The organism is Pseudoclavibacter sp. Marseille-Q434 (genome assembly GCF_050315415.1).
GTDB lineage: Bacteria > Actinomycetota > Actinomycetes > Actinomycetales > Microbacteriaceae > Pseudoclavibacter.
Genome location: NZ_JBNPQH010000007.1, coordinates 25,491 through 44,484, shown reverse-complemented (window position 1 = coordinate 44,484; position 18,994 = coordinate 25,491). Strand labels below are relative to the sequence as shown.

Genomic DNA, 18,994 nt, shown 5'->3' with positions numbered 1-18,994 from the left:
CGCTGGTGCGGGTGGCCGCGGCGACGCGGGAGCGGATGAGCGTCACGGGCGAGCCGATCCCGGCGAGGTATCCGGCCGTATCTCAGGCGGTCGGGTCGGCGGTCATGTCGATCGCGCAGGCGTCGGCGATCACGAAGGGCCTGGATCGCACCGGGAACCGCGTGGGCGTCGGCGAGCTCGAGCGGGCCGAGATGGAGCTGGTCGCGTCAGCGTGTGGGGTGAACCTGGAAGACGAGCAGCCGGCCGTGCCGAAGGTGCTGGAGGTGCAGGCGGCGACGTGGGTGTCGTACCTGGACCCGGACGGTGACGAGCCGCGGGCCGACAAGATCGCGGAAGAGCGCGGCCTGTGGATCTCCCGGCGCAGCGACGGCGCGGTCACCGGGAAGTTCGTGGCGACGCCCGAGCAGGGCGAGCAGCTGCTGTCGGTGTTCGATGCACTGCTCTCGCCCCGGCGCAGGGTGGAGTCCCCGGCCGCGTCCGAGTGCGGGGAACCCCTCGCCCCCGCGCTCGGCGCCGACGAGCACCCGCTGGACGAAGACAACGCGCACAGCGACAACGACGAAGTCGAGGTTCCGCTGGTGGACCCGCGGTCGATCGAGCAGCAGCGCATCGACGCGCTCACGATGGTCGTCCGCGCCTACGCCGAGTCACCAGACGCGCCCAGAACCGGCGGCGAAGCCCCCACCGTCATCATCGTCACCACCGAAGCCGGCATCGCCGGAACAGCGACACGACCCGAAGACGTCCCCCACCTGGAGCGCACCGGAGACCCCGTCCCACCCAGTGTCGCCGCGCAGCTGATGTGCGACCGCTTCATCCGCGTCGCGACCCGCAGCAGCGCCGGGGAGATTCTTGACCTCGGCCGCAAGCAGCGACTCTTCACCACCGCCCAACGCCGCGCGATCGCGATCCGAGACCGGCAATGCCGGGCGCCCGGCTGCAGCGCACCCGTGCGCTGGTGCGAAGTGCACCACGCCACGCCCTGGAGCGAAGGCGGACCCACCGACGTGAAACACGGCATCCTGCTCTGCTCCTTCCACCACCACGAAGTCCACCGGGGACGGCTCGTCCTCATCAACGGCAGCAGCGGACGCTGGCACGTCGTGCCCACGCTCGGACACCACGCCCCACGCAGAACCGCGCGCCGCCGCAGCTACACCACCAACAGCGTCCAAGCCGCACGCCCACGGATCAACCGAAGACCCTGAAACCAGAGGCAGGGGGAACTAACCCGCCGACCCGCGACCCTGATCAACTGACGGCACCATTCCACCTACGGCTCTGATCAACGGACGGCTCTGATCGACCGAAGATTCTGATCGACCGAGGACTCTGATCGACCGAGGACTCTGATCAAGCGAGGACTTCTAAAACCACGGACAGCCCAACGGTCGGAGCCGAGACCCAGCCAGAAGCCCCCGAAACACCAGTCCCGCCGTCAACCCTGCCGTGCGCTCCTCTCCGCCGCCAGAACCAACTTGATCGTGGCCGCGTCATCAGGAACCGTCGGGTCGAGCCCCGTCACCGACGCGAACTTCGCCAGTCGGTTCATGACCGTGTTCCGGTGACAGAACAGCGCCCCCGCGGCCTTCGACGCCGAACCAGTAGCCATGTACACCTCGACGGCCTCAACCAGCAGAGTCCGCTCGGACGAAGGCAGGACAGCAAAATCCCGAAGCGAATCCGCAGCCAGGCTCGACGCGACCAGCCCAAGCCGCCGCACGACCAGACTCGGCCAATGCTGCGCGAGCAGCGCCGCCCGCCCAGGAACCGCGAACTCAGCCAACTCGGACGCCAACTGCCACATCCCACTCAACGACGACAGCGTCGCCGCCGACTGAGACACACCCACCTGCAGATCAGCGAGCCCCAACTGCACAGACAGACCAGCAGAGCGCAGACCAGCAGAGCGCAGACCAGCGGAGCCCAAGGCGGCCGACTCAGCGCCAGCAGACCCCGCGCCAGCAGACCGCAGCCCAACAGGCCGCAGGCCGGCCGACTCAACGCCCGCAGACCCCACGCCAGCCGACCCCACACCGGACGAGCCAGCAACGACCGCGAACTCCACACCATCAAGGCGCAGGCACACGGCCGCGGGAAGAACGGCCCGCACGTCCGAGGCGAAGCTCGCCGCCGCATCCTGATGCGCGACCGCGACCCAGTACGGACCAACAAGCGGAATCTCGAGCGCCTCCGCAGCCTGCACATGCAACTGCGAGTCGTCGACACCACCGCGCAGCAGACGACGAAGCAGGAACGCCTGCTCCTGCTCGAGCTCCGCCTTCACCTGCCCCAGCTCGAGCATGTACCCCGACTGCACGCTCGTCGTGTGCGCCTCCACAACCTCCCAGATCGCGACCACATCATCAGAGAGGCGATCCGCCTCCCCCGGCAAGCGGTCGTTGAGCGCCTGCCAGATGAAACGGAAGTCCATCCGCACCGCCCGCAGCAGCGACTCGAGCGGCACCCCCTGACGAACGCGCTTGCGCCCGATGGCTCGCGAGTGCGCCCGCAGCTCGTCCTCGAGCCGCTCCCCACCGAGCTGCCGGAACATGAGCCCAAGCGTCGTGAACGCCGTGCTGTGCACATCGCGCTCCGCGATCACCGACTCGACATAACCCGTGAGCGTGCGCACCTGCATCACGTACAACGCCGTTATCTCGTCAAGGTCGTCGAGACACGATCGGATACCGCGCTGCAACGGCGCCGAAACAGACGCGTCATTCACCGGCTCAAAACCAATCTAGATTGTGCATTTGCCCATCCTAGGCGTGCAATCGAGTGGGCCTGGCGATTGCCCGACCCTGCCATGGCGGGGTTGCATAGGTACACCAACGTCACCGCAGACGTGCACGTTCACATGCAGGCCTTTCCCCCAACATCGGAGCCACCATGTCCCACGACCCGCAGACATCGACCCCGAGCGCCCCCGCCGCCCCACCCAAAGTCAGCCTCAAAGAAGCGCGGCGCATCGCCTTCGCCGCCTTCGTCGGCACCGCCCTCGAGTGGTACGACTACTTCCTCTTCGGCACCGCCGCGGCCCTCGTCTTCAACCGCCTCTTCTTCACCGACCTCAACCCGGCAGGCGCCACCCTCGCCGCCTTCGCGACCTTCGGCGTCGGCTTCGCGGCCCGCCCCATCGGCGCCGTCGTCTTCGGGTGGATCGGCGACCGCTACGGCCGCCGCCCCGCCCTCCTCACCACGATCGTCATGATCGGATGCGCGACCGGCCTCATCGGCGTCCTCCCCGACTACCTCGCCGTCGGCATCGCAGCCCCCGTCATGCTCGCCGTCCTCCGCCTCGTGCAGGGCTTCGCCGTCGGCGGCGAATGGGGCGGCGCGACCACCATCGCCATCGAGCACTCCCCCGAGAAGATGCGCGGCCGCTTCGCCGCCCTCGTGCAGATCGGCTCCCCCGTCGGCACCCTCGTCTCATCCGGCGCCTTCGCCCTCGTCCTCATGATGCCGCCCGAGACCTTCGACGCGTGGGGCTGGCGCCTCCCGTTCCTCCTCGCCTTCCCCCTCCTCGGCATCGCCCTCTACATCCGCCTCAAGGTCGAAGAGTCGCCCGTCTTCCAGGAGCTCGCCGCCGCCGGCGAGCAGGTCAAGGTCCCCGTCGTCGAACTCTTCCGGAAATCCGGACTCCGCCTCCTCGTCGCCGTCGCCGCCGCCATGCTCGGCGTCGGAGGCTTCTACATGATGACGACCTTCGTCGTCTCCTACGGCACCAACGTGCTCGAAGTCGACCGCCAGGTCATGGTCAACGCGACCCTCATCGCCGCCGTCCTCCAGATCGGCGTCACGATCTTCGCCGGCCGCCTCGCCGAGCGCTTCGGCCCCGGCCGCATGACCGTCGTCGGCGGCCTGACGACCGGCATCGCCGCCTTCCCCCTCTTCTGGCTCATCGACACCGAGAGCCCCATCGCCATCATCGCCGCCGTCAGCATCGGCATCGCCCTCATCACCCTCTCCTACGCCGTCACCGGCGCCCTCCTCGCCGAACTCTTCCCACCCCGCCTCCGCTACAGCGGCGTCTCCCTCGGCTACAACCTCGCCGGAGCCATCAGCGGCTTCCTGCCCCTCATCGCCACCGCCCTCATCACGGTCGGCGACGGATCATCGTGGCCCGCCGTCCTCGTCCTCATCGGCATCTGCGTCATCACCGTCATCGGCGGCGCCTTCGGCGAGCGGATGCGCCTCCGCGACGACATCGTCGAGATCGACGAAGCCGCCTCCTGAGCGCAGACAAACGCTCCCTCCCCACGCCGGGCACAGCTGCCCGGCAGCACCACACGCGAAAGCAGGACACGACCATGACCACGCCAACCACACCCACCGCCAGCCCCAGCACCAGCGCAGCCACCACACCCGCCGGCGCCCTCACCGACGATCAGCGCCAGCGCATCCTCGACGCCGTCGACGCCGCCTTCGACCGCCAGATCGCCTTCACCCAGGAGCTCGTGCGCCACCCGTCGCTGCGCGCCAACGAATCCTCGGCGCAGGACCTCCTGTACGGCGCCATGGCCGGCCGCGGCCTCGCCATGGACCGCTGGCAGCTCGACCCCGACGAGCTCGCCGCCCACCCGGGCGCCGGCGCCGTCGAGATCTCCTACGACGGCCTCGAAAACGTCGTCGGCACCTTCGCACCCCAGGAAGAGCGCGGGAACTCGCTCATCCTCAACGGCCACATCGACGTCGTCCCCGAGGGACCAGAGAGCCAGTGGGCCCGCTCCCCGTGGGACGCCACCGTGCGCGACGGCTGGCTGTACGGCCGCGGCAGCGGCGACATGAAGGCCGGCCTCGTCGCCAACCTCTACGCCTTCGACGCCGTCCGCGCCGCCGGCCTCACCCCGACCGGGCGCATCCACTTCGAGTCCGTCGTCGAAGAGGAGTGCACGGGCAACGGCTCCCTCTCGGCCCACCTGCGCGGCTACACGGCCGACGCGGTCCTCATCCCGGAACCCGAAGAGGACATGCTGGTGCGCGCCAACACCGGAGTCATCTGGCTGCGCCTCCGCGTCGACGGCAAGCCCACCCACCCGCGCGAGATGCAGACCGGCTTCAACGCCATCGACGCCGCCTACTTCGTCATCGGGGAGCTGCGGAAGCTCGAGGCCGCCTGGAACGCGAAGCAGGGCGAGCACCGCTACTTCGAGGAGCTCGACCACCCCATCAACTTCAACGTCGGCAAGATCCAGGGCGGCGACTGGGGCTCCAGCGTGCCAGCCTGGTGCGAAGTGGATGTGCGCGTCGCCCTCTACCCGGGCATCACCGCCGACTCGGCCTGGGCCGAGATCACGGATGCGCTCGCCGCCGTCACCGTGGATGCAAACGGCAACACGATCGCCACGACGGCAACGAAGACGGGCTTCTTCGCCGAGGGATACGTGCTCGAGGAGGGTGGCGCCGCCGAGCAGGCGCTCGAGCGCAGCCACAGCGCCGCCTTCGACGGGGCGAAGCTCGAATCGTTTGTCACCCCCGGCTACCTCGACGGGCGCGTCTTCGCGCAGTACGCCGACACCCCCGCCCTCGTCTACGGCCCCATCTCCGAAGCCATCCACGGCTACGACGAGCGCGTCGACCTCGAGTCCGTGCGCCGCATCACGAAGTCCATCGCGCTCTTCATCGCCGAATGGTGCGGGGTCGAGTAGACGCCAGCAGCGACTTCACGGCACCGACACCGGCGATCCATCGCAACGGCCGCGCCGGCTCTCACGCTCGAGAGTCTGCGCGGCCGAGCGCGTCCCGGGATACCCAGGCTTGGTTCGGCGCTGCCTCGCGGTCAGCATCGTCTGCTCGCTCGATGTCTGCTCGCTCGACCTTCCCTGGTCACCTCCGCGTCGCCCCAGCGGGTGGCCCCGTCGCTTCTCAGCGCGTGCCGGCCCCGTGCATCCACTCGTCGCCGCTGCCGCTGAGGGAATCCTGCACCGCTTCCTCGGCGTCGGCGAGCGCCCGTTCGGCGGCGTCCAGCTCGAGCTTCGTGGCTTGCTCCGCCTCGAGGCGCTCACGGTCAGCCGCCTGACGTTCGGCGCGATCGCGCAGCGACAGCGACTGCGAATCCGGCAGGTGCAGGTCTTCGCTGCGCAGGGCGGCGAGGCGCGAGCGCAGCTCCCGCGTGCGCAGGTACGCCTCGCGGACGCGGAGCATCAGCTCGGGTTCCGACTGCTGGCCTGCTTCGTCTGCGCGCGCGTTCACAGAGAGAGCCTAGAACGTTCCGACAGCACGGCCGAACACGGCGCGATCGCGGCGCGCGCGGTTCAGCCAGCCCAGGCCACGCAGGCGGCGCAGGCGGCGCGTGCGGCGCAGGAGGCCTGACGCTCAGGACGCTCAGGCCACGAGCGAACTCGTGCTCAAGGGCTCCGGGCAGATGCGCATGCCACCTGGCGTGCTGGCCGAGCTGATGATCGCGCGCACCCACGCCTCGTTGATGGCGGGCATCCGTCCCCCGGCGAACCGGAAGCGCAGGTCGGTGGCCGGGCTGATCCACAGCGTCTCGCGGCCGCTGCCCTGGCCAGCGGGGCGCGACATCGAGAAGGCGACGCTCTGCCCGGCTCGCAGCAGACTCAGCACGGCGATCTTCAGGTGCGCGAGCGGGCGGTCGTCGATCTCGAGCTCGTGGCCCTGACTGCCGTAGTACATGAAACCCATGGGGTCGCCTTCGATTGATGAGGAACCAAGGCGACGGATCCGTCTCGACCGCTCGGTGTGCGCCCCGAACAAGTGAAGGAGGGGCTGGGGACCGAAGTCCTTCGAGTGTCACACGCCGCGCTCGCAATCCCTACACTTTCGCTGATTCCCACATCGACCCTGGCTCAGTTCGAGCCGCAGCGCCGCCGACACGGAGGACGAGATGTCCGACTCGCGTTCGTTGAATCGACGCTCCGAGATGCTGGCTGCTCGTCGCCTCGGAGCAAGCGCATCTCGTACGGTGGATGCATGACCGGAGGAACACCGCGACGCGTCGCGCTCATCACGGGTGTGGGGCGCCGGCGCTCGATCGGCGCCGCGCTTGCGGTGGGCCTGGCTCGCGACGGCTGGGACCTGGCGCTCAACTACTGGCAGCCGTACGACGACCGCGTTGGGCTCGAGCGCTCCGGCGATGACCCGCGGGCCGTGGCGGAGCTGTGCCTTGATCTCGGCGCGTCCGTCGAGCTCGTCGAGGGAGACCTGAGCGACCCGAGCGTCCCAGGCCGACTCTTCGAGGAGGCGCGGACCCTCGGTCCGCTCGCAGGCCTCGTGCTGTCGCACGCGGAGTCCGTCGACAGCTCCATCCTCACCACGGATCTCGAGAGCTGGGACCGCCACTTCGCGGTCAACGCCCGCGCGACGTGGCTGCTGATCAAGGCGTTCGCAGAGCAGCTGCCCGTGGTGCCCGACCCCGGGAGCGCCCGCGCCAGCATCGTCGCCCTCACGAGCGACCACACGGTCGACAACCTGCCATACGGGGCCAGCAAGGGCGCGCTCGACCGCATCGTCACGGCTGCCGCCGTCGAACTCGCCGACCGCGGCGTCAGGGCCAACGTCATCAACCCTGGCCCCGTCGACACGGGCTGGCTGGACGACGAAACCCGAGCGTGGTGCACCGACGCGACCCCGGCGGGTCGCCTCGGCACTGCCGAGGACACCACGAACCTGGTGCGCTTCCTGTTCTCGCCTGCGGGCGCCTGGATCAACGGCCAGGTGCTCTCGAGCAACGGCGGGTTCAAGGTCGGGTAGGCCGCATCCGCAACGCGCATCCGGTAGACATGACGCATGACTCTCGATGAGCCTCGCCGGACGATGCGCATGTGGATTCTCGCGAGCGTGATCGCCCTCGTGTTGGCGGCACTCGCGACGTGGCTGCTCTTCCCGGTCTCGCTGGACACGTACTGCGGTCGAACCGGGTTCGGCCCTCTGAACTGCGGCGACGTGAGCTACTCCGCAACTGGAGCGCCGACGAGCTTCGCTCTCTGGATGCGGGGAGCAGGCGCAGCCATCGCGACGCCGCTCGCCGTTGTGGCGGTCACCAGCTTCGTTCGGAAGCAGCGCGCCATGCGCGCCGAGCACGCCCCAGTCCCACCGGCGAATGAGGGAGCCGCGAGCGCATGACCCCTCCGTTCCTCCGCCCTCGGTCGACCGCGCGCATCTGGCTCTGGACGGCCGTCATCGTGGTCCTGATCTCGCTCGTCCTGGCGCCCACACACGACTACACGATCTGCGTCGACAACTACAGCGATCCCTCCCTCTCCTACTGCGAGAGCTACCCGCTGTCCCTTGCCGGCAACCGGACCCACGTGCTCGCATGGCTGGCAGCCGTGGCCGCGACGGCGCTCACCGGTTGGCTCCTCGCTCGACGCCACAAGTCGCGCGACCCGCGGTAGGCGCGGCCCCACGCCCGAAATCGAAAGGAAGGGGGCTCGTCCACAACAGGACGCGAATCAGGGATGCGAGAGCTTCGAATCGCCCAGTCAGCACCGTCTCCCGCCCTGCTAGCTTGAGCGCGTGGCCCCGCAGATCCCCCCGCAGCTCGCCGACCGGCACACGCGTCGCCTGCGCCGCCCGGCCACCGAGCGCACACCGGAGTTCGACCTGAGCTACGCGCGCACCGGGCCCCGAGCATCCACCCCCGTCGTCGTGATCCCGGGCGGCCCCGGCCTCGGGTCGCTCCTCCCCTACCTCGGCTTCCGCCGGCGCGCAGCCCAGGGTGGGCTCGACGTGATCATGGTCGAGCACCGCGGCGTCGGCTTCTCGCGCGCCGACCTGCGCGGCCGCGACCTGCCGGCGTCGGCGATGCGCATCAGCGACGTCATCGACGACATCGCCGCCGTGCTCGACCACGAGGGCATCGGCCAAGCGCATATCGTCGGCGCTTCCTACGGCACGTACCTCGCCTCGGCGTTCGGGGCCCGCTACCCGGAACGCGTCGCCGGCATGCTGCTCGACTCGGCCCTCCAGTCGGCCGAGTCGCTCAACCTGGAGCGCCACACCGTGCGCGAGCTGTTCTGGCGCGGCGACACCGCCACCGCCGAGGCCGTGCACGCGCTCATCGACCAGGGCGTCGACTCGCGCATCCTGCTCGACGTGGCGAGGGCTGCATACGAGCTCGGCGGCGACGAGCTGCTCCTCCCCGTGCTGCGGCAGCGCGCCAACCACGCCCACACGGCCGCCTGGAGCGCCCTGCAGCTCTACGCGACCCGCGACCGCTCGATCGTGCGGTTCCCCGGCATCTACGAGTTCGACCTCGCAGGCGTCATCGGCTTCCGCGAACTCGGCTACGGCGGCACCCCGGACGGACTCCCCCTCGACCCTGCCCTCACCTACTCCGAGATCGCCGACCTCTTTCCCGCCTTCGCGGGCGAACCCTTCGACCTCGCCGCCGAGACGCCGAAGTTCACGTGGCCGCTCGTGCTGCTCGTCGGCACACGCGACCTGCGCACCCCTCCGCCCATCGCCCGCGCCGTTGCGGCGACGGCACGGGATGCGGTGCTCGTGCACATCGAGAACGGCCACTCCGCCCTCGAATCGCACCCGCTCGCACTGCTCAACGCGATCCGCGCGCTCGTCCGGGGACGGGAGCACGCGCTGCCCGGAGCCGCGGCGGCGATCAACCGGCTGCCGCGCCGGGGACTCGCCGCGCGCATCCCGGAGCTGCTGGGAGCCGCGACCCTCGTCGAGAGCACGGTTCGGCCGTAGCCCGCCGACCGCCGCCCCTCAACCGCGAGCGGGGTCCATCCCATCGACGACACCGGTGATGCTGTGGTTGATCGGGTGGTAGGTGTTGATGCCGATGTTGTAGTAGACGCCGCCCCGGTAGGAGCGGCGATGCTCTCGGAGGGCGGGCGTCCCGACAGGCATCTGGAGCGACCCGGCGAGGACGTCGTCGAGGACGACGGCCGTGAGCTTGTACTCGATCCGATCGGCCGCCCAGCCGTTTCCCGCGAATTCGGCTTCGATGCTCCCCCGGGTCAGCGTCTCCTCGTCGAAGACCACGGCATCGGGGCGGACGTAGTTCTCGAAGCTGGCGATCGGCACCCCGCTCGCGTACCTGTCTCGGACGATGTGCAGGAGGCGAGCCCCGATGGGGAACCCCGTGACCGACGACACGTCGGCGTCGGCGTGCGTCCAGGAGAACTCCCGAACGTCGGTGCTCGGCTCGCGCTTGCTCGCCGCGATCAGCTCGAAGAGCGTGTGCGAGGTCTCGGGATGATGCTGGATGGCGGCGGCACCCTCGACTCGGGTTCCGCTGCCCTGGGTCCGGGAGATCAGTCCTCTGGCCTCGATATCCCCCATCGCACGCCGCAGCGTCGACCGGGCCACCCCGAACCCTTCGCAGAGCTGCCGTTCCGTCGGCAGCAGGTCTCCGCTCTGCAGCACGCGCCGCCGGAGAGCTTCCTCCATCTGCGCGATGACCTGCGCATACAGCGGCGCCCTGCTTGTCACATCGACGGCGACGAACGCCTCGCCGAAGGACACACGTCGTGGAGCATCGCTCACTGCTGATTCTCTTTCCTCGCTTGTCGCGACGTGCGACGCCGGGATCTCCCGGCGCCGCACCGCTGGCCTCACTCTAGGAACGAGAGCTGCGCCACAGATCCTGCCAAGTGACCGTCTTGGTGTAATCATCCTGCAGGGTGTCGGTGTTGTACGGCTGGAACCCGCCCGCCTCCTTCAACTCGATAACGCCCCAATCGTCTGCCACGGGCTGCACCTCCGGATCGAACGAGGACTTGCTGTCGGGCATGATGAACTCCATCCCCTCCTGCGATGTCGCGAAATGGATGTAGAGCTTCGCGGCGTTCGGGCTCGCGCTGTTCGTCGCGTACGCCATCGTCTGCGGTGTCGCGGCCCCCGCATACGGGTTCATGCCCTCGCAGGGCGCGAGCTTGTATCCCTTGTCGACATTGTTGCGGTACTTCGCGGCATACATGAGGCCGAAGGGCGGGTCGCTCTGACCGGCAGCCCCCACCGCGTCGGAGACCTCCTCATCGTTCTTGAAGATCGTTGGGCTGTTGCCCGCGAGACGCTTCACCCACTCGTGAACCGCCGTGGGCTCCTCGGTCACGAGCTCCTCGCCGAAGTGCTCTTCGTAGGCTGCGGCGTACTCGTCCGCGTGATGGTTCGCCGCCTGGTTCCAGATCGTCGTGTACAGCGCCCGGCTCTCCGGGTCGGGGATGGCGACGCTCCCCGCCCACTCCTCGTCCGTGAGCTGCCAGATGTTCGAGATCGGGCAGGTGTCCCCGTACACCTCGGTGTTGTACGTCCAGATCGCCTGGTTGTCGCTGGTCAGATACGGGTACTGCGCGTGCGCAGGCAGGCGGTCGTAGGCGTCACCCGGAACCCAGTTCGTGAGCACCCCGTCGGCGAGCAGCTCGCTGTAGAAGGTGGGCACTTCCGAGTTCGCGACGACATCGCCGATGACGTTGTCCGCCTCGTACTCCTTGGCCACCTTGTCCATGACGTTGGTCTCGATCTTGATGCCCGTCGCCGGGATGCCGTACTTCGCAGTGAACGCCTCCGCGATCTGCACGACCTTCCCGGTCTCGTCGTAGATCGTGATGGGGCCTTCGTTCTTCGCGGCGTCGATGAGCGCATCGAGGTCGAAGCCCTCGGCCGTCTCGTCTGCTGCGAGGTCCGGGCGCTCCACGGTGTTCTCGGCAACGCTGCCGTCCGCACCGGGAGGCGCGCAGGCCGACAGCGAGAGCAGCGCCGCCGCGGACACTCCGACGGCGAGCGCCCTGCGGAGGGCCCGCGAACGTGTTCTGGTCATGATGGTTCCTTTCGGGGAGATGAGATCAGTTGTCGGAGAAGACCGACGGGACAGGACGGGTGCTCTGGAGGCGCATCAGCGATTCGATGTGCGGGAAGACGGCGCCGGCGACGGTGCCGTAGTAGTGGCGGTTCAGGTGATCAGATGCACCCGGCAGCTGCTCGCCGCCGCCGTACGTGCGGTAGATTCCACCGGCCCGCTTCAGGATGAAGGCCGGTGCGGCGACATCCCAAGGGGACGCCTCGAACGAGAAGACGGCGTCTGCCCAGCCCGCGGCGACGTGTGTCAGCGTGATGGCGCTGCTCCCGAGATCGCGGACGTGCGAGTACGTGTCCTCGAGCTCTGCGTAGGCCTCCAGCGCTTCCACCCGCAGGTGCACCAGGTCGCGCGGCAGCGGGAAGCTGGCGAGGACCGTGGCACGTTCGGGGGTTGTCGCTCCCTCTGATCGCAGGTCTTCGCCGTTGAGAAACGCGCCACGCTCATCCGCGACGAACATGTTGTCGGCCACCGGGTCGTAGACCACGCCGGCGACAACCTCCCCGTCGACGGCCGCGCCGATGCACACGGCCCACAGGGCGATGCCGCGTGCGAAGTTGGAGGTTCCGTCGATCGGGTCGATGAACCAGGTCACGTCACCGGCACCGCTCGCGCCTCCTTCTTCTCCCACGATCCTCGAGTCGGGCAGCTCCTTCTCGATGACGCCCCTGATGAACTGCTCGGCGCGAACGTCGTACACGGTCACCAGGTCGTGGAAGTTCGCCTTCTCGTCGATGCTCATGCCCTTGGAGCGGAAGCCCTCGAGGGCGAGCGCCCCTGCGCCCCGCGCCGCCTCCTCGGCGATCCGTGCGAGTTCGATGCTGCTGATGGTCTTCGTGGTCATGCGGTTTCCACCTTCATGCGTTGTTCGTCCTGATCGAAGACGTGCAGCGCGGATTGCGCGGCACGCAGTGTGACCCGGTCGCCCGCCCGGACCGGCGCGGCGACGGATGAGGTCGTGTAGACGTGGCGTTCGCCGACGAGGACGTCGGTGGTCCAGCTGCCCCCGGTGGGCATGACGGACGCCACCGTCCCGTCGAGCGTGAGCTCATCGGTGACCCCCGTGTCCCCAGCAGGCTCGACCCGGATCGCCTCGGGCCTCACTCCGAGCGATCCGAGCCGACCAGCATCCACCCTCGCCGCGAGGTACTCGTATGCCGACGCAGAATCGGCACCGGCGGGAGTGAAGTCGAAGAAATTCATGGGTGGCACGCCGAGGAAGTTCGCGACGAACCGATTCGCTGGCCTGTCGTAGATGTCGAGGGGTGTGCCCACCTGCTGCAGCTTCCCCTTGTTCAGCACGGCGACGCGGGTCGCGAGGGTCATCGCCTCCCACTGGTCGTGCGTGACGAAGACGATCGTCGACTTCGACTCGTTGTGGATGCGCTTCAGCTCGGTCCGCATCTCCAGGCGCAGCCGGGAGTCGAGGTTCGACAGCGGCTCGTCCAGCAGCATCGTGTCCGGCTGCACGGCGAGCATGCGGGCGAGGGCCACGCGCTGCTGCTGCCCTCCAGAGAGCTGCGCCGGATAGCGATCGCGGTAGTCCGTGATGGAGAGCGAACGCAGCACCTCGTCGATTCGTTTCGCACGGGCCGCCTTGTCCAGCCTCCGGAGCTTCAGGCCGTAGTCGATGTTGTCGGCGACCGTCAGGTGCGGCCAGAGCGCGTAGCTCTGGAACACGAGACCCAGGTCGCGCCGCTCAGGAGGAACGAAACGAGCGGCTCCGGGTTCGTCGACGGCGCGGTCGCCGATGCGGATGGATCCGCTGGTCGCGTTCTCGAGGCCGGCGATCATGCGGATCGTGGTCGTCTTCCCGCATCCGGACGGGCCGAGGAGGCACATGAAGTCGCCGTCCTCGATGGTCAGATCGAGGTCGTCGACAGCGTTGGAGGCTGCCCCGTAGTTCTTGACGATGCTCTTGAGATCGATGGTGGGCATGGGGTTAGCCTCCTAGGCCGCGGGACAGGTCGGTCTTCATGATTTTCTGGACGGCGTAGGTGCCGAAGAAGGCGAGGGCGGAGACGACGAGGACGACCCCGTTGCCGGCTTGCGTGTACCCCACATCCAGAAGACGGATGGACAGTGTGGTGAGCACTTCGAGGCCGGGGACCGCGAGGATGACGACCAGGCTCAGGCTCTTGACGCCGGAGATGAAGGACATGAGCATCGACGTCGCCACGGCGCTCTTCTGGACGGGCAGGATGATCGTGCGGAAGCGGTGGAACCAGCCTGCGCCTGCGACTCGCGCGGCCTCCTCGGTCTCGCTCCCGAGCTGCATCATCGCGGAGATGCCGGCCCGCGAGGCGAAGGGCATCTGCTCCGTGAAGTAGATGATCACCAGCAGCGCCGCGGTCCCGTAGAGGGCCGGCACCGGCCCCCGCTGTACGGCGAACAGCGACAGGTAGGCGGTCGCGAACGCGATGCCGGGAACCAGGTACGGGAAGAACAGCATCTGTCGCAGCGTCCCGGAGAGTAGCCTCGACTCCGACCTGACGATGACGTAGCCGACGAGCAGCCCGACGACGCCGGCCATCACCGACGACAGCCCGACGATCCAGAACGTGTTGAAGGCCGCGCTGAGGACTTCCGCGTTGAGGAGGATCCCGTTCGGGAATCCGAACGTCTGCAGGTTTGTGCCGATCCAGAAGTCGAGTGTGAAGTTGTCGGGCGCGAAGCTGCCCGGCACGCGCATGACGGTTGAGAGCGCCAGCACGAGAATGGGGAGCGCCACGCTGACCGTGAAGAGCGCGACGCAGGCCAGGGTCGCGAAGATGCGAGACCTGCCGAGCCGCACCTCGTTTCCCGCCGAGCCGCTCTTCCCCGAGATCGTCACGAAGCGCTTCGCTTCCTTGAGGAAGTGCATGTCGACCCACAGCGAGATCGCGCCGATGAGCACGATCGCCGCGACGATGACCGCCGCAGAGCCTTGCTGGTTGTTGTAGACGCTCCGGTAGAGGCTCGTCGCGAGGACGTTCATGTTGACGGGCAGGCCGAGGACGTAGGCGACGCCGAACTCTCCGAGCACTTTGGCGAGGATGAGCGTCACCGCTGAGATCAGCGAGGGTCGGAGGATCGGCAGGACGATCGTGAAGGCGGTCCTGATGCGTGATGATCCGAGAATCTGGGCCGACTCCTCGAGTGTGGAATCGAAGCGCTTGAGGGCGTTGCCGACGAGCAGGATCACGAACGGGACGAAGTGGATCGCGAAGATCAGGATGATGGGCACTCGGCCGTAAGCGAGCCAGTCCGGGACGACGACCCCCATCGCCTCAAGCCATCCGGCCTGGCCTCCCGCTGAGCGATTCTTGAACATCGTCAGCCAGGCGAGCGCGAAGGTCCAGGCCGGGAGCATGTACGGCACGATGAGCGCGGTCGCGAACCACTTGCGACCCCACATGTTCGTGCGGACGAGCAGCCAGGCGGCGCACACGCCGATGACGAGCGCGAGCGCCACGCTGCAGACCGCGATGACGACGGTGTTGCCGAGCGGCCCCCAGAATATGGCGGCGGCCTGCGGCGAGAAGAGCACCCGCCAGAGGTAGTAGGAGGTGAACGACCCTTCCTCCTGCTGGGTGATGGCTGTGTCGGCCCGGTCGACCGTGATCCCGTCTCCGAGCAGCGAGATGATCGGCGCGACGATCAGGTAGGTGAAGAGCAGCAGGGCCAGGATGCCGATCGTCGTCGTGGGGTTCGTCGAGAGGACCCTGAGCCGGTACGCGAGCGGCGTTTTCGTCTTCGGTGGACGCTTGCCGCGCCTGGCTCGCGGGGGCACGGGCGGTTCCCCCTCCGGCGTCTCCGGAATGATGATGCTGGTTGTCAAGACATCCTCGTCTCACAGTGCAGGTGAATTGGTACCTTATTAGGTATGTTTAGAGGAAACACCCGCCCCACCAAAATGTCAAGACAATAGATCGAAGTGACACCTCATTTCCGCGCCGGTCCAACAGAGCCCGCTGCGTCGGTGCGCACAACGGACTCGGGGCGGTGAGCCGAAGCCCACCGCCCCGAGAGACGACCGAGAGAGACCGAGGCTACTCGCTGATGACGGCGTCGACCTCGACCTCAAGCAGCAGGTCCTTGGCGACGAGACCCGCTGTGCCGATGAATGCGCAGGCCGGTCGGATGTCGCCGAAGACCTCGCCGTGCACGGCGCCGACGGCGTCGAAGTCGCGCTCGATGTCGACGAGGAACACTCGCGTGCGCACGACGTCGCTCAGTGAAGAGCCCGCCTGCTCGAGCGCGGCCCCGATGCGTTCGAAGATCTCCCGCGCCTGCTCTTCAGCGTCGACACCCGGGGCCGTCGTACCCGCCACGAAGACGAGGTTGCCGACCTTCACGGCTCGCGAGTAGCCGACCGTCGCCTCGTACGGCGAGCCGGAGGAGATGTTCGTGCGTTCGGTCATGTGGGGCTCCTTCTTGTGGTCAGGTTCCGCCTCCGACTTGGGAAGCGCGTCCTGGCAGGCGATGTCAGGGAGAGCATGCCATGCGGCGGGCGCCGGGTGAACCCGCCTCAGACCCCGACACGGCCCCCGTCGTCATCGCGGTCCAGCTCCGGCTCCCCGGACTCGAGCGCCGCCCGAGCTGTCGGCGCCTCGATCCGCGCCGGGTCATCGGCATCCGGCCGGTCCGCGTCCGGTCCCCCCGTGTCGGCCTTCACCACGTCGAGCATCCCCGTCGTGGCCTCCGTGTACCACTCGGTGAGCGCCGGGTCCTCGGTATCGAGCCAGGCACCAGCCCCGTGCTCCGACTCGACGACGCTCGCCCCGAACACGAAGTCGTCACCGTGCTCGGCGATGCCCGCGCGCACGCCCTCGTCGATGGCCTCCTTCGCGTACCGGCGGCGCATCATGTAGGGGTCCGTGCGCAGGTCCTTCGCCCACGCCCACATGATGCCCATGACGACGAACGCGAACGGCAGCGCAGTGACGACCATGATCGCCTGCAGCCCCGACAGCGCATCCCGGCCGCCTGCGAGCAGCAGCGAAGCCGCGATCAGGCCGAGCATGAGGCCCCAGAAGATCGTGACCCAGCGCGATGGCTCGGCCTTGCCCTGCTGGCTCATCGACCCCATGACGATGGACGCGGAGTCGGCGGACGTGACGAAGAAGATGACGATGGATACCAGCGCGACAACACTCGTGATGGCGCCCAGCGGGAGCTCCGCCAGGAGAGCGAACAGCTGAGCCTCGGCCGAACCGGCCGCACTCACGCCAGCGCCCTGGGTCTCCAGCCACATCGAGGTGCCCCCGACGATGCCGAACCAGACGAGACACACCGCGGACGGCACGACGATGACGACCGTCACGAACTCGCGCAGCGTGCGCCCGCGGGAGATCTTCGCGATGAACAGGCCCACGAACGGCGTCCACGAGACCCACCACGCCCAGTAGTACGTCGTCCAGGCCTGCATGAACACCTCCGTCTCCTCACCCATGGAGGCGTTGCGCATCAGCATGGTGCCGAGCTCACTGAAGTACGTGACGCCGGCGGCCGGGATGATGTTCGCCAGCAGCAGCGTCGGCCCGGCGACGAGTACGAACAGGCCGAGGAGGCCCGCGACGACCATGTTGATGTTCGACAGGATGCGGATCCCCCGCTTCACACCCGACACGGCGGACAGGATGAACAGGGCCGTGAGCACGGCGATGGCCCCGATGATGAAGCCGTTGCCGAGCGCTCCGAGCCCTGTCACCATCTCCACGCCCGACGCGATCTGCAGCGCGCCGATCCCCAGCGAGACTGCCGTGCCGAAGAGCGTCACGAGGATCGCGAAGATGTCGATCAGCGGGCCGAACCATCCCTGCGTGCGCTGCGAGAACACCGAGTCGAACAGGGCCGAGATCAGTGGTGGACGGCCGCGGCGGTACGCCGCGTAGGCGATGGCACCGCCGACGAGCGCGTAGTAGGCCCAGGCCATCGGCCCCCAGTGCAGGACGGTCTGCGCGATCGCCGTGTGCATCGCATCCACGCTGCCCGGGTCGACGTCGAAGCCGTGCGGCGGCGCCAGGAAGTACGTGAGCGGCTCCATCGGGCCGTAGAAGAGCAGCCCGATGCCGATGCCAGCGGAGAACAGCATCGCGATCCAGGACACCATCGTGAACTCGGGCTTCTCATCGTCCGCGCCGAGGCGCACCCCACCGGTGCGCCCGTAGCCGACGACGAGCATGAAGATGGCGACGACGATCGTCAGGAGCGAGAACAGCCAGCCGAAGTTCTCCGTCACCCAGTCGAGCGACACGGAGCCGACGGCCGAGATGCTCGCCGGGTCGACGAGAGCCCAGCCGATGACCGCGACGACGCCGGCGCCGGCGACCCCGAACACCCACCAGTTCGTCCGGAAGGCCCGGCCCGTCTCCTCGACGCCGATGCCGGGGATGAGCGCCGGATGCAGCGGATCCGGGTCGATCACCTCCCGGATGATGCGCGACACGGGCTTGCGCTCGGGCCCGAAGGCAGCCGGCTCCTGTGCGGATCGGGAGGGTGGCGCGTCCTGTGAGTTCATGGCGTGCGGTGCATCCGTTTCTCTCGGGGGAAGGCAAACGGGGTGCAACGTTACCCGAAGGTCTTCCCGCAGCCGAGTCGAGCTCGCACCGCTGCGACCGTCCTCTGACGCCGCGACGGGCGCTGAGCAACCTCGGAGGCCCGCGCGCGAGACTTGGCTGAGTGAACCACCTCACACCCCAGCATCGAGGAGACCCAATGCCGCTCAACATCGCCGACCTCACGATCAGCAGCCCCGACTTCGAGGCCGGAAGCCGCCTCGCGGACACGTTCAGCGCTGACGGAGGCAACACCGCCCCTCGGCTCGAGATCACGGGAGTCCCGGCCGACGCCGTCGAGCTCGCGCTCATCGTCCACGACCCGGATGCGCCCATGCCGCTCGGCTTCACGCACTGGATCGTGTACGGCCTCCCAGCCCAGGACGGCCCCGTCGACGCCACCGCCGACCACGCCAGGACCGCCGAGAACACGGCGGGCAAGAGCGAGTACATGGGGCCTCAGCCGCCGGAGGGCCACGGCGACCACCACTACTACTTCACGGTCTACGCGCTCGACCACCACGTCGAAGGCACGCCGACCCGCGAGGAGTTCCTCGACGGGTACGCGCACGCGATCCTCGAGCAGAACCGACTCGTCGGCGTGTACTCGAACTAGGCGCATCCCGGAGATCGCGCGGTCACAGGCAGCGCCCCGGCAGCTCCCCCTACATTG

The 18,994-nt window shown here is 68.3% G+C and carries 18 protein-coding genes; 8 read left to right on the top strand and 10 right to left on the bottom strand.

Annotated features, from left to right (window positions below; translation table 11 throughout):
• Positions 1-1,208, top strand: a 1,208-nt coding sequence (locus ACQFZP_RS18080; RefSeq protein WP_211892329.1) for an HNH endonuclease signature motif containing protein, incomplete at its 5' end; no start/stop codon positions are given.
• A gap of 230 nt (positions 1,209-1,438) precedes the next feature.
• Here the strand turns inward: ACQFZP_RS18080 and ACQFZP_RS18075 are convergent.
• Complete coding sequence (locus tag ACQFZP_RS18075; RefSeq protein WP_249312740.1) at positions 1,439-2,641, bottom strand: helix-turn-helix domain-containing protein; 1,203 nt, start codon at positions 2,639-2,641, stop codon at positions 1,439-1,441.
• 251 nt (positions 2,642-2,892) lie between these two features.
• Between ACQFZP_RS18075 and ACQFZP_RS18070 the strand changes: the two genes are divergently transcribed.
• Entirely contained in the window at positions 2,893-4,239 is a 1,347-nt protein-coding gene (locus tag ACQFZP_RS18070) for an MFS transporter (RefSeq protein WP_211892328.1), read from the top strand.
• A 74-nt stretch (positions 4,240-4,313) separates the two neighbouring features.
• Entirely contained in the window at positions 4,314-5,651 is a 1,338-nt protein-coding gene (locus ACQFZP_RS18065) for an ArgE/DapE family deacylase (protein ID WP_211892327.1), read from the top strand.
• 217 nt (positions 5,652-5,868) lie between these two features.
• Here ACQFZP_RS18065 and ACQFZP_RS18060 read toward each other — a convergent pair whose 3' ends face one another.
• Positions 5,869-6,195 carry a hypothetical protein gene (locus tag ACQFZP_RS18060; protein WP_211892326.1) on the bottom strand — a complete coding sequence of 109 codons (327 nt, stop codon included), beginning with the start codon at positions 6,193-6,195 and terminating at the stop codon, positions 5,869-5,871.
• Between the two features lie 132 nt (positions 6,196-6,327).
• Positions 6,328-6,648 carry an ATP-dependent DNA ligase gene (locus ACQFZP_RS18055; protein WP_249312727.1) on the bottom strand — a complete coding sequence of 107 codons (321 nt, stop codon included), beginning with the start codon at positions 6,646-6,648 and terminating at the stop codon, positions 6,328-6,330.
• 288 nt (positions 6,649-6,936) lie between these two features.
• Between ACQFZP_RS18055 and ACQFZP_RS18050 the strand changes: the two genes are divergently transcribed.
• From ACQFZP_RS18050 to ACQFZP_RS18035, 4 genes are all read left to right on the top strand, one after another.
• Positions 6,937-7,716 carry an SDR family oxidoreductase gene (locus tag ACQFZP_RS18050; protein ID WP_211892325.1) on the top strand — a complete coding sequence of 260 codons (780 nt, stop codon included), beginning with the start codon at positions 6,937-6,939 and terminating at the stop codon, positions 7,714-7,716.
• Between the two features lie 36 nt (positions 7,717-7,752).
• Positions 7,753-8,088, top strand: coding sequence for a hypothetical protein (locus tag ACQFZP_RS18045; RefSeq protein WP_211892324.1), 336 nt, complete (start codon positions 7,753-7,755; stop codon positions 8,086-8,088).
• Positions 8,085-8,360, top strand: a complete 276-nt coding sequence (locus ACQFZP_RS18040) for a hypothetical protein (protein ID WP_211892323.1) — start codon at positions 8,085-8,087, stop codon at positions 8,358-8,360. The genes ACQFZP_RS18045 and ACQFZP_RS18040 overlap by 4 nt, the downstream gene beginning before the upstream one ends.
• 121 nt (positions 8,361-8,481) lie before the next feature.
• Positions 8,482-9,672: an alpha/beta fold hydrolase gene (locus ACQFZP_RS18035; protein ID WP_307852997.1), complete on the top strand. Its 1,191-nt coding sequence runs from the start codon at positions 8,482-8,484 to the stop codon at positions 9,670-9,672.
• An 18-nt stretch (positions 9,673-9,690) separates the two neighbouring features.
• Here the strand turns inward: ACQFZP_RS18035 and ACQFZP_RS18030 are convergent, their stop codons facing one another.
• The 7 genes from ACQFZP_RS18030 to ACQFZP_RS18000 all read right to left on the bottom strand — a co-directional run bounded on the left by ACQFZP_RS18030 (position 9,691) and on the right by ACQFZP_RS18000 (position 18,284).
• Complete coding sequence (locus tag ACQFZP_RS18030) at positions 9,691-10,473, bottom strand: GntR family transcriptional regulator (protein ID WP_181026914.1); 783 nt, start codon at positions 10,471-10,473, stop codon at positions 9,691-9,693.
• Between the two features lie 73 nt (positions 10,474-10,546).
• Entirely contained in the window at positions 10,547-11,746 is a 1,200-nt protein-coding gene (locus ACQFZP_RS18025; RefSeq protein WP_104252407.1) for an ABC transporter substrate-binding protein, read from the bottom strand.
• A gap of 25 nt (positions 11,747-11,771) precedes the next feature.
• A complete protein-coding gene (locus ACQFZP_RS18020; protein WP_211892322.1) occupies positions 11,772-12,626 on the bottom strand; it encodes an inositol monophosphatase family protein in 855 nt (284 codons plus the stop codon).
• Positions 12,623-13,720 (bottom strand): ABC transporter ATP-binding protein, encoded by a 1,098-nt coding sequence (locus ACQFZP_RS18015; RefSeq protein WP_104252405.1) that lies wholly within the window; start codon positions 13,718-13,720, stop codon positions 12,623-12,625. The genes ACQFZP_RS18020 and ACQFZP_RS18015 overlap by 4 nt, the downstream gene beginning before the upstream one ends.
• A 4-nt stretch (positions 13,721-13,724) precedes the next feature.
• The gene (locus ACQFZP_RS18010) at positions 13,725-15,602 is read right to left on the bottom strand and encodes an ABC transporter permease (RefSeq protein WP_211892321.1); all 1,878 of its coding nucleotides are present in this window, start codon (positions 15,600-15,602) and stop codon (positions 13,725-13,727) included.
• A 211-nt stretch (positions 15,603-15,813) separates the two neighbouring features.
• Positions 15,814-16,185, bottom strand: a complete 372-nt coding sequence (locus ACQFZP_RS18005) for a RidA family protein (RefSeq protein WP_104311129.1) — start codon at positions 16,183-16,185, stop codon at positions 15,814-15,816.
• A 107-nt stretch (positions 16,186-16,292) separates the two neighbouring features.
• Positions 16,293-18,284 (bottom strand): BCCT family transporter, encoded by a 1,992-nt coding sequence (locus ACQFZP_RS18000; protein WP_211892320.1) that lies wholly within the window; start codon positions 18,282-18,284, stop codon positions 16,293-16,295.
• A gap of 197 nt (positions 18,285-18,481) precedes the next feature.
• Between ACQFZP_RS18000 and ACQFZP_RS17995 the strand changes: the two genes are divergently transcribed.
• A complete protein-coding gene (locus ACQFZP_RS17995) occupies positions 18,482-18,937 on the top strand; it encodes a YbhB/YbcL family Raf kinase inhibitor-like protein (protein WP_211892319.1) in 456 nt (151 codons plus the stop codon).
• Positions 18,938-18,994 lie beyond the last annotated feature (57 nt).

What these genes read in the sequence shown, in the direction of transcription:
- ACQFZP_RS18075 (WP_249312740.1), bottom strand. Translation starts at nt 2,641, where the DNA reads ATGCAGGTGCGCACGCTCACGGGTTATGTCGAGTCGGTGATCGCGGAG.
- ACQFZP_RS18070 (WP_211892328.1), top strand. Translation starts at nt 2,893, where the DNA reads ATGTCCCACGACCCGCAGACATCGACCCCGAGCGCCCCCGCCGCCCCA.
- ACQFZP_RS18065 (WP_211892327.1), top strand. Translation starts at nt 4,314, where the DNA reads ATGACCACGCCAACCACACCCACCGCCAGCCCCAGCACCAGCGCAGCC.
- ACQFZP_RS18055 (WP_249312727.1), bottom strand. Translation starts at nt 6,648, where the DNA reads ATGGGTTTCATGTACTACGGCAGTCAGGGCCACGAGCTCGAGATCGAC.
- ACQFZP_RS18050 (WP_211892325.1), top strand. Translation starts at nt 6,937, where the DNA reads ATGACCGGAGGAACACCGCGACGCGTCGCGCTCATCACGGGTGTGGGG.
- ACQFZP_RS18045 (WP_211892324.1), top strand. Translation starts at nt 7,753, where the DNA reads ATGACTCTCGATGAGCCTCGCCGGACGATGCGCATGTGGATTCTCGCG.
- ACQFZP_RS18040 (WP_211892323.1), top strand. Translation starts at nt 8,085, where the DNA reads ATGACCCCTCCGTTCCTCCGCCCTCGGTCGACCGCGCGCATCTGGCTC.
- ACQFZP_RS18025 (WP_104252407.1), bottom strand. Translation starts at nt 11,746, where the DNA reads ATGACCAGAACACGTTCGCGGGCCCTCCGCAGGGCGCTCGCCGTCGGA.
- ACQFZP_RS18020 (WP_211892322.1), bottom strand. Translation starts at nt 12,626, where the DNA reads ATGACCACGAAGACCATCAGCAGCATCGAACTCGCACGGATCGCCGAG.
- ACQFZP_RS18015 (WP_104252405.1), bottom strand. Translation starts at nt 13,720, where the DNA reads ATGCCCACCATCGATCTCAAGAGCATCGTCAAGAACTACGGGGCAGCC.
- ACQFZP_RS18005 (WP_104311129.1), bottom strand. Translation starts at nt 16,185, where the DNA reads ATGACCGAACGCACGAACATCTCCTCCGGCTCGCCGTACGAGGCGACG.
- ACQFZP_RS18000 (WP_211892320.1), bottom strand. Translation starts at nt 18,284, where the DNA reads ATGAACTCACAGGACGCGCCACCCTCCCGATCCGCACAGGAGCCGGCT.
- ACQFZP_RS17995 (WP_211892319.1), top strand. Translation starts at nt 18,482, where the DNA reads ATGCCGCTCAACATCGCCGACCTCACGATCAGCAGCCCCGACTTCGAG.